This is a genomic window from Thioclava sp. 'Guangxiensis', assembly GCF_045348365.1.
Classification (GTDB): Bacteria; Pseudomonadota; Alphaproteobacteria; order Rhodobacterales; family Rhodobacteraceae; genus Thioclava; species Thioclava kandeliae.
Genome location: NZ_CP155822.1, coordinates 2,309,445 through 2,324,742, shown reverse-complemented (window position 1 = coordinate 2,324,742; position 15,298 = coordinate 2,309,445). Strand labels below are relative to the sequence as shown.

Genomic DNA, 15,298 nt, shown 5'->3' with positions numbered 1-15,298 from the left:
CATTTGCCTCAGCGGCCATCTCCTCCGGGATCTTCCATCCCCTCACCGGGTTGTGGTGTTCCGAGCGGGCGCGGCTTTTCGGCCTGTGCCAGATCGCCTGCCTTGCGGCGATGCCCTTCGTCATCGGTATCGCGCCAACGCGCAGGACGGTCCTCGTAGCGCCCCGAAAGCGCCTCGGGGTTCCGCAGCCAGATATCGCGCTGTGCAAACGGAATCTCGATCCCCTCGCGTGCGAAGCGTGCCGCGATCTGGTGGTTGATCTCCGACATGACCCGCAGCTTGAAGTTCACATCCGACAGGATCACCCTGATCTCGAAATTCAGACTATCGGCACCAAAGCCCATGAAGACAACATTGGGCGCCGGATCCATCATGACCGTCGGCTGGTCTTCGGCAATCTCCAGCAGGATCTTCTCGATCTTGCGGGTATCGGTGCCATAGGCCACGCCCAGCGGCACGATAAGCCGCCCCGTCATATTGCCGCGCGTCCAGTTGGTGACCTGCCCCGAGATCAGATCGGCATTGGGCACGATGACCTCGGTGCGGTCGAAGGTCTCGATCCGCGTAGAGCGCACCGAGATCGCCTTTACCACCCCCATCTGGGTGCCCACCTCGATCCAGTCGCCCTCGGAAATCGGACGCTCGATCAGAAGGATGATGCCGGAGACAAAGTTCTGCACGATGGTCTGGAGACCGAAGCCCACGCCCACCGACAGCGCCCCTGCCACGATGGCAAGCGAACTGAGATCGATCCCCGCCGAGGAGATCGCCACCAGAGCGGCAAGGAAAATCCCCAGATAGCCGATCCCTGACAGGATCGCGTTCTGCCCGCCCTTGTCGATCTTGGTTTTGGGAAGGATCGTGGAGCGCAGGGCTGCCTGAACACCGCGTGTAATCACATAGCCGATGCTGAAAACGATCGCCAGGACCATAAAGATGCTGGGCGAAATCCGCACGCCTCCCATGTCGAACCCGTTGCGGAAGGTCGTCCACAGCTCCATCAGGTCCTCGACCCGCGCGCCCCAGTTGAGCGCCAGAACCGGCAGGGCCGCCAACACCAGCAAGAAACCCGCGAGAATCGGCACGAGGCTGTCGCGCCCGTCATCCTCACGCTTGGTCACCACCACATAAAGCTCTGCAAAGAAGCGCTGCAGCACGAGCACAAGCCCCGCGAGGAAGAGCGATTTGATCATCGGCCAGATCAGCTGGTTGGCGGCGTTGATATAGCCGATCGCGCCCAGCACGGGCCCCATGACGGCCACCAGAATGACCGCATTGCCGACGAGCTTGACAATTCCGTCTCCAAAGGCACGGTCTGCCGATTGCCGGTCATCGTTGCGCACATGACGGCGCAGGATCGCGCCTGTGCGGAACAGCGCCAGCCCCGCAAGGATCTGCAGCGGCAAGGTCAAAGAGGCCAGCGCCCCGTCCATCTGGGTAGCCGCCGAACTTGCCGCATCAGCAGTGGCCGAACTGATCTCCGCCCGCGTCAGCACCATAGACTGATCAACGACCCAGCGCCCGAGTGGGTCCCACATAGCCTGCAGGAAGCCCATGGACACAACGAGGAGCCGTCCCTCGGCGCGGCGCTCGCTGAGCAGGTTGAACGGGCTTGCCTGACGGTCATTCCACGGGAAAAGCCGCCCCGCCAGCCATGCCGAGAACAGCGTGACCGTTGCCACCCCTGCCAGCACACGCAGGAACTGTTGCCAGGTCGCGCCGAACAGCCCTGAATATTGCAGCGCCAGAAGCAGCAGAACGATCCCGCCCAGCGGCACGAGGATCTGCCCGATCGAGACGATCATCTCGATCAGCATCCGCGCCCGCATCGAGGATCTGTCCAAAAGCCATTGCGAAAGGTCCTCCATCCAGCGTCGCCCACGCCCCAAGAGCACCAGCGCCACCAAGACAAGCCCGCCTATGACGGGGCCGTTCTCGCGCAGCTGCTCGAAACGCGTCGTGCTTTCGAGCTGAGTGACGCTCTCGTCATAGAGCGCACCGGTCAGAGTGCCCGCAAGCGAAAGCGCAGAGCCCCAGTTGACGGGGTTCAGAGGCGATGGAGAGAGCCGCAGCAGCTTGTCGGTGGAGCGGGTGCGCAATTCGCTATCGATAGAGCGGATCAACCCGTCGGCGCGCGTCGCGGCCTCGGTCGCGGTAATCGAGGGAGCCTGCAATTTCGACAGCTGATCATTGAGGTCACTACGCCGTTTGGCAATCGCCTCGTCTTCGGTCTCGCCTTCGGCAGGCGCTGGACCTAACGCATCAATCTGATCGCGTATCGTCTTGATCTGACCGGAATTCGTGTCACGCGCAGCGGTGAATTTGTCGCGCCATGTCACAAGGCTCGCGCGTAGGTCCTCGAGTTCCCTATCGCCGACCTGCGCCTGCTCCTTGTCGAGCAAAGCCTGTGCGGAGGCGGCCTGCTTTTCCCATGATTTATAATCGGGGGTAGTCTGGTCCTGCGCGCAGGCCATGCCCGCAACCATAAGGAAGAAGACGGTGGCGACTGCGCGCAGAAGGCTTGAGATCATCCCTCGAAGACCTCGGGCATCGCTTTGGGCGCACGGTCCAGCCATTCGGGAACCGGCAGCGATTTCTCTTTGAGGAACTCGGGATTGAAGAGCTTGGACTGGTAGCGGTTGCCATAGTCGCACAGGATCGTCACGATCTTGTGGCCCGGCCCCATTTCCTGCGCCATCCTGATCGCGCCAGCGATATTGATGCCCGACGAGCCCCCCAAGACGAGCCCTTCGTCCTGCAGCAGATCGAACACGATCGGCAAAGCCTCGGCATCATGCACGTTATAGGAAAAGTCCGGTTTGAACCCGTCGAGATTGGCGGTGATCCGACCCTGACCGATGCCTTCAGTGATGGAAGACCCTTCGGCTTTCAGCTCGCCGGTCGTATAATAGCTATGCAACGCCGCGCCATCGGGATCGGCAAGGCCGATCTTCACGCCTTTGGGCTGCAACGCCATACCGGTGCCGGCGAAGGTGCCGCCCGAGCCCACCGAGCAGATGAAACCATCCACTTTGCCGTCTGTCTGTTCCCAGATTTCCGGGCCCGTAGTCTGGATATGGGCCTCGCGGTTGGCGGTATTGTCGAACTGGTTGGCCCAGATCACGCCATTGGGGTCGGTCTTGGCCAGTTCCTCGGCGAGACGGCGCGAGTAATGGACATAGTTATTGGGGTTCTTGTAGGGCGCCGCCGGCACCTGCACCAGTTCGGCGCCTGCCAGACGGATCATGTCCTTTTTCTCCTGAGACTGGGTCTCGGGGATGACGATCACGGTCTTGAAGCCCATCGAGGCGCCAACCAGCGCCAGACCGATGCCGGTATTGCCCGCAGTCCCCTCGACGATCGTCCCGCCAGGCTTCAGCTGCCCGCGCGCGATGGCGTCACGGATGATGAACAATGCCGCGCGGTCTTTCACAGACTGGCCCGGATTAAGGAACTCCGCCTTACCGTAGATGTCGCAGCCGGTCAGCTCGGAGGCTTTCTTAAGCTTGATCAGCGGCGTATTACCAACCGCCTGTGCCAGATCCTCGCATGTTCTCATGGTCTTCCTCCATCGCTTGCCGCGCGTCACGGCCGTTTTCTTGGCACCAGACTTAGGACGCCACCAGAGCGGCCTCAAGTCATATTCTTATCAGGATGGGACGGCACTGCGCCATATCGGCGAACAAACGTATATCGAAACAGCAATACGCGAAACATACGTTCCGTGTATAGGACAGGAACGGGCCGTGATCGGATCAAAGCTCCGACAAACGTGCCAATGTCCTTAGTTTATCCTGCACCCCGCAAGGTGGTCAGGCCGCACCGAACTGCGCACGCAGCGCCTCGCGCTTACGGATCAGGGCCTGCGCACAGATGACGACCATGGAGTTGTTCAGCTCGCCGCTATCGAGCAGCTCGACCATGCGCTCGAAACTGATCATATGCGGGCGGATATCCTCGCCCTCCTCGTCCAGACCACCGGGTGCGGCCGCCTGATCATCCAGATCCGCAATCCCGATATAAGAATAGATATATTCGGTCTTGGCTCCCGGCGAGGAGTAATATTGCGCCACCGGCACCAGCTCTTTGAGCGTCAGATGCGCCTCTTCCTCGGCTTCGCGCAGAGCGGTTTGTTCGGGGCTTTCCAATGCATCGACGCGCCCCGCGATCGCCTCGAGAAGCCACGGATTGCCATCGCCCCGTGCCATAGGTCCGACGCGGAACTGCTCGATCAGTAGCACCCTGTCGCGCAGCGGGTCATAGGGCAGCACAACCGCCGCATCGCAGGATACGAACACCGCCCGCTCCATCGGTGCGGAAAACGCACCGTTGAACTTGCGGAACTGCAGATCACAATCCTCGACCGCGAAGAATTTGGCATAGGGCGAACGGCGTTCGCGCACCACCACATCCGTCAAAGCGGCCTGCCGGCGCAAGGATGCAGGGCTCGTCTCGCGCGCCCGCACACGGGCGGCAGCGCGCACCAGCATCTGGTCACGGCGGTCATAGATCTCGTCGAAACTCAGATCGGCGAGGCTCGCCATAGTGTCTTCGACCGCCTCCGTGGCCAGCTCGCCCCATGTCTCTGCCCATTCGGCAATATCCCACGGCTCGCCAACCTCCCATGCGCCCTCGTCGGGCATAAAGACCTGTGCAGGTGTCGTGCCGCCGGTGCCATCGGCCACCACCTCGACGGCATGCAGCCGGTAGCCCCCCTCATAGGCGGCAAGCCGGTTTTCCTCTGCCGAGGTCTCGGTGTCAATCAGGATGCCGGGCACGCCCAGATCGGAGGGCACGAGGATCGGGAAAGGCTGGTCCTCGCCGTTGCGGCGCGCGGTGCGCGGCTCGTAGCCATCCAGAAAGGCCGGGCGCATATTGGGCATCCGTCCCAGAACGCGCTCCAGAAGCGGCGGGTAACTGAGTGTTCCGTAAAAGAAATAGGTTTTGGTCACGCAATCACCCGATCAGGACTTGGAGGTCATACAAGAACGGTCCACCCTCAGGGCAGACGCCGCTGTGTAAGCCATGTCAAGATAGCAGCCATAACGCAACCCGCAACAACCATACCGGCAATCTCAACAGAAAGTAATTTTTCGGCCGCCCTGATCCCGAAGCCTACACCATCAAGCAATGTGCCCAGAACATTGGTGCTTTTCACCATCTGCGCATGGCGGAACATCTCGGAGCCGCCCAGATAGACTACGGTCATCGCCCCCAGATAGAGGGCCATCCGCAAACCGCCGAGGATCGCGCGGTAGAGCGAGTTCAGCCCTTCGCGCCCGAGCCCGTACCAGCCACACAAAAGCCCCGTGGCTGCCATGACCATGCTATAGCCACTATAGATGGCGGCCCCTGGCAATGCCCTCAGCGCAAGCACCGCCCCGCCACCCGCCACTGCCGCCAGTAGCACTGCCGCAACCGCGCGCGAGGCCGTGGGCATTCGCGCCCGCGGATTGCCATAGCCGATCTTCTGCATATCCTGCCCCATGCCGCCTCAGATAAGAGGCTTGATGCCATAGGAATATGTCGAAAATTGGAAATACTGGCGCAATTCGACGCCCGCTTACCCGTTACGATGGCGCTCATAGGCCGCCAACGCTTTTTCGCGCCCCGCCTTGAGGTCCACCAGCGGATCGGGATAGCGGTCATCGGGCGTCATCTCCCATGATTTCGGGATCGCCTCGAAATAATGCAGCGCGGTCTGCGGTGGGTTTTTCGCCCCTTCCGCGATCCATTTGCGGCGATAGCTGCCCTTGGGGTCGAATTTCTCGGCCTGTGTGGCAGGATTGAAAATGCGGAAATAGGGTGAGGCATCGGGGCCGCACCCTGCCACCCATTGCCAGCCCATCGCGTTGGAGGCCGGATCCCAATCGGTCAGACAGTCCTCGAACCAGCGCAGCCCCACCCGCCAATCGGTCAGCAGATGTTTCGTCAGATAGGAGGCCACAATCATCCGCGCGCGATTATGCATCTGGCCTGTTACGAACATCTCGCGCATGGCGGCATCGACGAAGGGCTCGCCGGTGCGTCCGCGCCGCCAGTCCTCGGCCTCGTTATTATCGCGCCGCCACTCGAACCCGTTCCACTCCTCCCGCCAGTTCGCATGGTCGAGCTTGGGGAAATGATAGAGCAGATGCCACGCGAATTCGCGCCACACCAGTTCCTTGAGGAAGGTCTCGGCCCCTGCACTGCCCGCCTCCATGCGCGACCAACCGGCATGCCAGAGGCTGCGCGGGCTGATCTCGCCATAGGTCAGGTTCTCCGACAGGTTGGAGGTGCCGTTCTGATCGACCTGATCGCGAGCGGTTTTGTATCCATCGATCTTCTGACCAAGAAAGGCGGCCATCCGCCCCTGCGCGGACGCCTCGCCGATACAGGCATATTGTGCCAGAACCGCTGCACCGCGCCGCATTGCAGCCCCCATCTGCCAGTCGTCAAGCGTCTCGCTCTCGGGCCATGTCTGGGGCGGCTCGAGGGCGCTGACCGTGTCGCAGGGCGGCTCGACCCCGCGCCCCTTCACCGCGTTCCAATAGGGTGTGTAGACCTTATAGGGCTCGCCCTTTCCGGTGGCTACATCCCACGGCTCGAACATCAGATGCCCCTTATGGCTCTGTGCCTCGATCCCCTCTTCTTTCAGCGCCGTCTTGACCGCCTTGTCCCGCGCGATCGAGGCCGGATCATAGGCGCGCGACCAATGCACCGCCCCGGCACCGGTTTCCTTGACGAGCGCCTGCAAGACCTCGAGCGCCTCGCCACGGCGTAGGATCAGACGGCTGCCGATTTCCTCGAGGCGGGCAGCGAAGCTGGCGATCGCCTCGCCCCAGCGCCACTTTGCCGCAGCCCCTGTTTGCGCCACGATCTCGTCATGGATGAACACACAGATCACGGGTGCGCCATCTTTTGCGGCCGCGACCATGGCGGGATGGTCATGCAGCCGAAAATCGCGCCGGAGCCATAGAATTACCGGTTTTTTTGCCATGACGGCCTCCCGCATCCAAGCGTCAAACTGTTGATACCGCTAGGTAGCTGGCAAAGGCCCCGCGTCCAGCCCGATCACAATATCACATGCAGGCACGGTGGCGTGAAAATCCCCCTTGCCGGTGAAAGCGGGCCGAATTAGCGTCGTGGGCAGATTAGAAAAAAAACAGGGGTTTTCCATGAAACGCATCTCCTCCTTGCTCGCAGGCGCGGCCTGTCTCTTCGGCCTGCAGGCACAGGCCGAAAGCCCCGACCTGCTGGTCTTCGACTGGTCCGGCTTCGAGATTCCGGGGATCTTCGCGCAATATGCCGAGAAATACGGCGCAGGTCCGCAATATACCTTCTACGGCGATGACGACGAGGCCTACCAGAAGCTCGCCTCCGGCTTCAAAGCCGATGTCGCCCATCCCTGCTCGCAGATGGTGTCGAAATACCGTGACGCCGGCCTGATCGAGCCGTGGGATGTCTCGCGCATTCCCGCCTTCAAGGATATCGACCCGAAATTCCTCGATTCCAAGATCTTCAAGGATGATGAAGGCGTCTGGTATATCCCCACCGACTGGGGTGCGACCGCCATCGCCTATAACCCCGACGAAGTGCCTGCCGAAGATGTGGCCTCGCTCGATGTGTTCCTGAACCCCAAATATGAAGGCCGTATCTCGCTGCCCGACAGCTCGGACGATGTCTGGGCACTGGCCTATCTCGCCACCGGCGTCTCCGACTGGACCAATGTCACCGAAGACCAGTTCCAGGCCGCCGCCGACTGGCTGCGCAAGGCGCATAAGAACGTGCAATCCTACTGGACCGACCCTTCCGAACAGGCCCAGACCATGGCCTCGGGCGAAGTGCTGATCTCGTGGTCGTGGAATGACGGCGTGACCTATCTCAAGGCCGACGGCTATCCGGTGGCCTTCCAGCGCGCGGCCAAGGAAGGCTCCTCGACCTTCTTCTGCGGCTATGTGAACCTCAAGGACGGCCCCGGTTCGGAAGATCAGGCCTATGATTTCATCAACTCGTGGCTGCGCCCCGAAGCCGCCCCCGCGCTCATGGACGAGATCGGCTATGGCCATTCGAACGTGAAGGCGATGGAACAGTTCTCGAAAGAGGATCTGGATGAAGCGGGCCTTGGCCATGTCGACGCACCGATCCTCGCCCAGACGCCGAACGATCCGCAGATGCGCGAACGCCAGCTGGCAGAGTTCGAGAAAATCAAAGCCGGCTTCTAAGGCACCAGCCCCTCTCTGCACCATCAAAGCCACCCCTCGGGGTGGCTTTTTGCGTTCCGAATGCGACATGGAAACGACATATGACGAATAGATTGCAGTTTGGTGATACGACCCTACAGCAAGATCCAGGATGTTAAGATTTGATTAACCATCACGCGCAACAGTTGTTTCATTAGCGAGTTGGCTCCACCGCATGAGGCAGTCGTCTCAGAACAGAAGCAGGCAGTCAGGTGACATACAGATTTGAGATCCCCCATGTCGCACCGCGGCCGGATAGTCTCGTCGGCGGCATCGATCAACCCGGTTTCGGGCAACGCACGCGCCTTGACAGGCTACGCAGCTCCGAGATCCAGACCCGCTCTGTCAGCGCCGTGATCCATGCGGAAACCATCCGTGCCAAAGTGATGCGCGACACTGTCGCCGTGCAAGAGCGCGCCGTCTCCATGTGGAGCAACCATCTCTCCCGCCTGCAGCTGCGCCGCGATCATACAAGGAGCCCCCATATCTGCCCGATCCTCGAGCGCGAGATCCAGACCATCTCCGCCCGTCTGGAAAAAGCCATCATGCGACTGGAACTGGCACGCTCGGCCATTGACGCGCATGGCCCAGACATTGCCGCGCGGATTTCGCATTGGCAGGCCCTCCGGACACGCGACTGACAAAAAGGGCTTTCCATCGGCGCCAGCTCGGCGCAGATAGAGCCTATGATACTCGATATTTCCATTCTCGCTCTTGCCCTCATTATGGGCGCCGTCATGTTCCTGCCGAGCTTGCGCGCGCGTGCCGGGTGGCGAGCCATGATCACCCCTCTCGCCTCGATCATCGGATCGGGGTTTCTGGTGCTCGGGCCAATCCTTCAGGTCCGCTATGGCTGGCTTGCACCTGCGGTTATGGCCGTGCTCTGCCTGACGGCATGGGCCTTTGGCAGCGCGATCCGCTTCAACATCGCCCGGATCGAGACCGAGACCACCCCTCCGCGCCGCATCCGCGGGCTGGAGACGCTCTCCTCGGTGGCACTCGGCCTCGCTTATGTGATCTCAGTTGCCTATTATCTCAATCTTTTCGGGGCCTTCGCGGTCTCTCTTACACCATGGGATAATGGCGCCACCGCCAAGATCGTGACCACCGCCGTCTTTATCATCATTGGCGCCGCAGGCTTGTCTGGCGGGTTCAAACGGCTCGAGAAGATGGAATATGCCAGCGTCTCCCTGAAACTGGCGATCATTGCGGGGCTTCTATTTGGCTTGGCGGTCTATTTCGTCTCCGAAACCTCCAAGGGCACGCTCTATATCCTGCCGCCCGATCTGGGGCCGGTGGAGGCCCTGCGTCTGGGCTTCGGTCTGATCGTCACTGTCCAAGGCTTTGAAACAGCGCGCTATATGAGCCGCGACTATGATGCCGCGACCCGCATTCGCGCGATGAAATGGGCACAATGGCTCTCGGCGGCAATCTATATGGTCTATATTCTGCTGCTGGCTTATGTCTTTCCACCCGGCGAGATGAAGCTGACCGAAACGGCCATTATCGAGATGATGCGTGTGGTTGCGCCGATCCTGCCGGTAATGCTGGTGGCGGCCGCTCTGGCCGCACAATTCTCGGCGGCTGTCGCCGATACGGGTGGTGCCGGCGGGCTGGCGGCGGAACTCAGCCATAACCGTCTGCGTCCCGCACTGGCCTATATTATATTGGTGGGGCTGGGCATCGCGTTGACATGGACCACCGATCTGTTCGCGATCATCTCCTATGCCTCGCGCGCCTTTGCCGCCTATTATGCCCTCCAGTCAGGACTTGCCGCGCTGCGCGCCACCGGCGGACGGCGTCTGCGCTACTGCGGGCTTGCGGCGCTTGGCGCGGCAATCGCCATTTTCGGGATCTCTGCCGAAGGATAAGGCCACATTCGCGTGAGACTGCCCGTGCAGGGGCTGTTTTAGGCCCCGCATCATCCATATGTCGCAAAAAGGCGTTATGCTGCAAGTGCGAGCCGATTTAGGGATGGGACCATGAAGAGATACAGGCTGCCCCATAGCCTGCGCGAACATGTGGCCGATGGTGTGATGCATGTGTTGGGGCTGATCATTGTCATTGCGGGGATCAGCGGGCTGATGGTCTGGGCGGCGATCACCCGACCGCTCGCGCATCTTTGGCCGCTGGGCATCTATGCGGGCGGGCTGGTGGCAAGCTTCGGGTTCTCGGCCGCCTATAACTTGACGCTGCATGAGCCGACCCGTGCGGTGCTGCGCCGTTTCGACCATGCCGCGATCTATCTACTGATCGCTGGCACCTATACGCCGATGGCGCTTCTGGGAATGGGGGGCGCCGCGGGCTGGGCACTGGCCATCAGCGCATGGGTCATCGCCGCCATCGGCATGGTGATGAAACTCGGATTTTTCGACCGCTGGCAACGGCTAGGCTTTGTCATGTATCTGGCGCTCGGCTGGATCGGGCTGATCGCAAGCTACCCCATCGTGACTTCCCTGCCCTTGGCTGCCGTCATCCTGATCCTTGCGGGCGGCCTGATCTATAGCGCGGGCACCATCTTCCATGTCATCGAACGCATCCCCTTCTCGCGCGCGATCTGGCACGGGGCGGTGCTGGCGGGGGCCGTGACGCATTTTATTGCCATTGTGCTGGTGGCAGCCCGCGCCTGAGCGTAAATCCCCGTTGACGTTGCCCGAAGGTTTCGGCATGGCTCGATCATGTTGAAAATTTCAGATATCACCTATGCCATCGAAGGCCGCCCTCTGTTCGAAGGCGCCTCCGCGACCATTCCCGACGGCCATAAAGTGGGGCTTGTTGGCCCCAATGGCGCCGGCAAGACCACACTGTTCCGTCTGATCCGTGGGCAGGCGGTGCTGGAAAAGGGTGATATCTCGCTGCCCTCGCGCGCCAAGATCGGTGGCGTGGCGCAGGAAGTGCCCTCCTCCTCGACGAGCCTTCTGGACACGGTGCTTGCCGCCGATACCGAACGCGCGAGCCTGATGGCCGAGGCCGAGACCGCCACCGACCCCACGCGGATTGCCGAGATCCAGACTCGTCTGGTGGATATCGATGCGTGGTCGGCCGAGGGACGCGCCTCCTCGATCCTGAAGGGCTTGGGCTTTGATGCCGAGCAACAGCTCATGCCCTGTTCCGATTTCTCGGGCGGCTGGCGGATGCGTGTCGCGCTGGCGGGGGTGCTTTTCGCACAGCCCGATCTTCTGCTCCTCGACGAACCGACCAACTATCTCGACCTCGAGGGGGCTTTGTGGCTGGAACAGTATCTGGCCAAATACCCGCATACGGTCATCATCATCAGCCACGATCGTGGGCTTCTCAACCGTGCGGTCGGCTCTATCCTGCATCTGGAGAACAAACAGCTTACGCTCTATACTGGCGGCTATGACAGTTTCGTCCGCCAGCGTGCTGCCAACCGCGAGCAGCAGGCCGCCGCCGCCAAGAAACAGGACGAACGCCGCGCCCATCTGCAGAGCTTCGTCGACCGTTTCAAGGCCAAGGCCAGCAAAGCGAAACAGGCACAGGCCCGCGTGAAGATGCTCGAGAAGATGGAGACGATCACCGCGCCCGAGGATCGCGCCAAGACGGTGTTCACCTTCCCCGAACCCGAGCAGCTTTCGCCGCCGATCGTGGCGATCGAGGGCGGCTCGGTGGGCTATGACGGCAAGGCGATCCTTCAGCGGCTGAACCTGCGCATCGATCAGGATGACCGGATCGCGCTTCTGGGCCGCAATGGCGAGGGCAAATCGACCTTCTCGAAACTTCTGGCCGACAAGCTTCCGGCGATGACCGGATCGATGGTGAAATCCTCGAAACTGCGGGTGGGCTATTTCGCACAGCATCAGGTGGACGAGCTGGATCTGGGCGCCACGCCGCTCCTGCATCTGCAGCGCCTGCGCCCCGACGAGGGTCAATCGAAGCTGCGTGCGCGACTGGCGGGGTTCGGTCTTGGCGCCGATCAGGCCGAGACGGAGGTCGGGCGGCTTTCGGGCGGGCAGAAAGCGCGGCTGTCCCTGCTGTTGTCGACCATCGATGCGCCGCATATGCTGATCCTCGACGAACCGACCAACCACCTCGATATCGAGAGCCGCGAGGCGCTGACCGAAGCGCTCAACGCCTATACCGGCGCCGTGATCCTCGTGAGCCACGACATGCACCTGCTGTCGATGGTCGCGGACCGGCTGTGGCTGGTGAAAGAGGGTCGCGTCGCACCCTATGAGGCCGATCTCGACAGCTACCGGCAGGAACTGCTGACGCCGCCCAAGAAAGAAGCGCCACCCGAGGCCCCCAAACCCAAGCCCAAACGCGCGCCCCGCGAGCAGATCCTTACGCTGCGCTCCGAGGCGCGCAAATGCGAGGAGCGGGTCCAGAAGCTCGAGGAAATGGCCCAAAAGCTTTCCAAGAAACTCGCCGATCCCGCGCTTTACGAGGATGGCAAAGCGGGCGAGCTGGCGACGTGGAATGCCAAATATGCCGAGCTGCGTGAGGCGATGGATAGGGCGGAGACGCTCTGGATGGCCGCCCTCGAGAAGCTGGAGACGGCCGAGGCCGGGTGATCACCCCAGCCGGTAATCGCAGGCCCGATCCTGCGCTTCCCAAGCGGTAATCACCTCCGGACCACCAAGGCGGCTCACAAATGGCGCAAGCTGGCGCTCGAACTTGCGCCATTTCTCGAGCCCCTTGGTATTCACCCCCTGCCGGACCTGATGGACAGAGGCCGTGCGCACCGCGCGCAGCGTCTCCGGATCGGCCTCGGTCTGCATCCGCTCGGGCGCGAGCCCCGCAAAGGCCAGACAGTGCGCAAGCTGGTTCTCCTGATCCTCGACCATTGCGCGATAGGATTGCACCCGCATATCCGCACCCAGAAGACCGGCATTGATATCGCGGACCTGCCATGTGGCGCGTGTCACATCGGCAATCCCGTCGAGAGTCGTATGATAGCCGCGTAAGGTGCCGAAATTGGTGCTGAAATTGGAGAGCGCCACATCCAGCGGATGTCGCTCCATATGCAGCACCTTCAGCTCGGGGATGATCAGCCGTGCCGCCCAGATGCTGAACGCATCGGCAGGCGTCTTGGTGATCAGCACCTTGCCGCGCGGGGCGTTCCGGGGCAGCTGGCTCAGGAATACCGCACGGATCTGGGCGATCTGGGCGGCATCGATGGAGTGCAGATGCGCAATCCAGTCGCGGCGCAGCCCCGAGAACGCGGGCAGTTTCAACGCCTGCACCGCGATCTGCAGCGTCGGCAGCTCGCCCATCGGGTGGGCATCGGGATGTTTGGCAAGCTCGGTCTCGGTGATCGTGGTGCCCGAGCGCGGCATACCGGTGATGAAGAGGAAGCGCGGCATCGCGGCGTCGGTTGCGGCGCGCGGCATCGCGGGCGCAAGGCGACCGATCTCCTTGACCATCTGCAACAGCCCCTCGGTGTCATAATCGAGCTTTCGTAACGCGTTCATCTGCGTCCAGTAATGGAACGCCTTGACCGCACTGCCAGAGCGCGCCTCGGCATTGGCCAGTGCGATCAGGATCTCGATCTTTACCGGATCGGCGATATCGTCTTCCAGATATTTTCGCAGCACCCGTGCCTGCTGGCTGTTGGGGCTGAACGGCTCGTGTTTGGCAAGCTCGGTCCGCGCTGCGATCGATTTCGGCTTCAGTTCCAAAGCTTTCCTGAAACAGGCGACCGCCTGCTCCGTCTCGCCATAGCTGCCCATGCGCAACCCCAACTGCAGCCAGCCGCGATAGTAGTCGGGGAAGCGGGTGACCAGGATATGCAACAGATCAAGCACCTGTTTCTCGTCGCCCATATACCACATCGCCTCGGCGAGATCGGCAATATAGACCGGATCATCCCCATGCATCGGCGCCATCTCCTGCAGCATGGCGAAGGCCTCGTGATACTTGCCGCGCTGCATCAACTGGAGATGGTCGTCACGATGGTCTTGATAACGGATGGCGCGCATGGGGTCTCTCTTTCGCAAACTCGCCTGCAGGTTCGGCGAAATTGGCAAACAAACCCTTTACCATCTCGGAAAAATCACCCCGAAAATGAAAACAGCCCCCTCGCGGGGGGCTGTCTAAGATCGGCTATGGGCGGGCTTACATCGCGCCCAGCGTGAACACGCGCGTCACATCGAAGGACATGCTCCACTGCTCGTCCGATCCGGCCTGCGTGATCGGGCTGTCTTCGGCATCGTTCATCAGCTTGTCGTAGCGCACCGCGCCCTCGACACCCCAACCGCCGTCGAAGCGGTAATTCGCGCCCAGCTCGACACCCGCCGACAGGAAACCGCCATCGGGGTCATAGGCGGCAAGCGATCCACCGGACGCCGCCGATTCCGCCGCCGTCACACCATAGTAGGTGTCAGCATAACGCTCGGTGCCCCAGAAGGCGCGCGGCCCGAAGGTGACGGTCAGACGCTCCGTCGGGTGCATCTTGAGGTCGGCACCGACCTCACCAACCCAGGTGTTATGACCGATAACGCCGTAACGCACGGTGCTGAAGACCTCATAGACAGGGGTGTCATAGGCAAAGCCGAGACCCAGCTCGAGAGAATCCTCCACATCGTCGAGCCCACGCAGCTCGGAATAGTCGCTGGCATCGCGCTCGCCGATATAGCGGAACGACCCCGCAACCGAGAAGCCCGATTTCTCGGCATAGGGGTCGGGATTGCCATAGGTCATCCCGCCATATTGCAGAGCGTGGAAGCGCACGACCATATCGGGACCGACGGTGAAATCATCCGAGCCGGGATATTCGGGAGTGACCGCAACGCCTGCCCCCAGCGTGAATTTCACCCCTGCGCCCGACGACTGGGTGGAGACGCGCGGCGTATCGAAGTGATAACCTTCGGACTGGCTATCCTGGGCAAAGGCGGCACCCGCCACAAGCGGCATCAGGGCAACAGAAGCGGCGGCGATTTTCGCAGTGATCTGGGTCACGGTATGATTCCCTCGTTCTTGAGCGCGGCCCCTGCAGTGATGCAGCACCCCGCCTGTCAATCATTTGCGGTTATCTTAGCGCAGATCACAAAACTTGCTACCTTCCCGCTCAATTTCGCGCGAAACTGTTGCATGGATATGTCACGCCCCTGCGAAAC

The 15,298-nt window shown here is 61.5% G+C and carries 12 protein-coding genes; 5 read left to right on the top strand and 7 right to left on the bottom strand.

What is annotated here, in order from left to right:
• Positions 1 to 8: 8 nt before the first annotated feature.
• The 5 genes from ABEB22_RS11515 to ABEB22_RS11495 all read right to left on the bottom strand — a co-directional run bounded on the left by ABEB22_RS11515 (position 9) and on the right by ABEB22_RS11495 (position 6,979).
• Positions 9 to 2,531: a DUF3772 domain-containing protein gene (locus ABEB22_RS11515; protein ID WP_406870327.1), complete on the bottom strand. Its 2,523-nt coding sequence runs from the start codon at positions 2,529 to 2,531 to the stop codon at positions 9 to 11.
• Positions 2,528 to 3,559, bottom strand: coding sequence for a cysteine synthase A (locus tag ABEB22_RS11510; RefSeq protein ID WP_350935869.1), 1,032 nt, complete (start codon positions 3,557 to 3,559; stop codon positions 2,528 to 2,530). Before ABEB22_RS11510 ends, ABEB22_RS11515 begins: the two co-directional genes overlap by 4 nt.
• Positions 3,560 to 3,812: 253 nt before the next feature.
• Positions 3,813 to 4,952 (bottom strand): NUDIX domain-containing protein, encoded by a 1,140-nt coding sequence (locus ABEB22_RS11505; RefSeq protein ID WP_406870326.1) that lies wholly within the window; start codon positions 4,950 to 4,952, stop codon positions 3,813 to 3,815.
• 47 nt (positions 4,953 to 4,999) lie between these two features.
• Positions 5,000 to 5,488 (bottom strand): TrgA family protein, encoded by a 489-nt coding sequence (locus ABEB22_RS11500; protein ID WP_406870325.1) that lies wholly within the window; start codon positions 5,486 to 5,488, stop codon positions 5,000 to 5,002.
• A gap of 75 nt (positions 5,489 to 5,563) precedes the next feature.
• A complete protein-coding gene (locus ABEB22_RS11495) occupies positions 5,564 to 6,979 on the bottom strand; it encodes a cryptochrome/photolyase family protein (RefSeq protein WP_406870324.1) in 1,416 nt (471 codons plus the stop codon).
• 178 nt (positions 6,980 to 7,157) lie between these two features.
• Between ABEB22_RS11495 and ABEB22_RS11490 the strand changes: the two genes are divergently transcribed.
• From ABEB22_RS11490 to ABEB22_RS11470, 5 genes are all read left to right on the top strand, one after another.
• Positions 7,158 to 8,204: an ABC transporter substrate-binding protein gene (locus ABEB22_RS11490; protein ID WP_339112693.1), complete on the top strand. Its 1,047-nt coding sequence runs from the start codon at positions 7,158 to 7,160 to the stop codon at positions 8,202 to 8,204.
• Between the two features lie 230 nt (positions 8,205 to 8,434).
• Positions 8,435 to 8,863, top strand: coding sequence for a hypothetical protein (locus ABEB22_RS11485; protein WP_339112694.1), 429 nt, complete (start codon positions 8,435 to 8,437; stop codon positions 8,861 to 8,863).
• Positions 8,864 to 9,001: 138 nt separating this feature from the next.
• Positions 9,002 to 10,093, top strand: a complete 1,092-nt coding sequence (locus ABEB22_RS11480) for an amino acid permease (RefSeq protein ID WP_406870323.1) — start codon at positions 9,002 to 9,004, stop codon at positions 10,091 to 10,093.
• 111 nt (positions 10,094 to 10,204) lie between these two features.
• Complete coding sequence (locus tag ABEB22_RS11475; protein ID WP_339112696.1) at positions 10,205 to 10,852, top strand: hemolysin III family protein; 648 nt, start codon at positions 10,205 to 10,207, stop codon at positions 10,850 to 10,852.
• A 48-nt stretch (positions 10,853 to 10,900) separates the two neighbouring features.
• Positions 10,901 to 12,754 (top strand): ABC-F family ATP-binding cassette domain-containing protein, encoded by a 1,854-nt coding sequence (locus tag ABEB22_RS11470; protein ID WP_406870322.1) that lies wholly within the window; start codon positions 10,901 to 10,903, stop codon positions 12,752 to 12,754.
• Here ABEB22_RS11470 and ABEB22_RS11465 read toward each other — a convergent pair whose 3' ends face one another.
• Entirely contained in the window at positions 12,755 to 14,161 is a 1,407-nt protein-coding gene (locus tag ABEB22_RS11465) for a tetratricopeptide repeat-containing sulfotransferase family protein (protein WP_406870321.1), read from the bottom strand. It lies immediately after the preceding gene.
• 136 nt (positions 14,162 to 14,297) lie between these two features.
• On the bottom strand, positions 14,298 to 15,140 hold the full coding sequence (locus ABEB22_RS11460) for a MipA/OmpV family protein (protein ID WP_339112699.1): 843 nt from the start codon (positions 15,138 to 15,140) through the stop codon (positions 14,298 to 14,300).
• Positions 15,141 to 15,298: the final 158 nt, after the last annotated feature.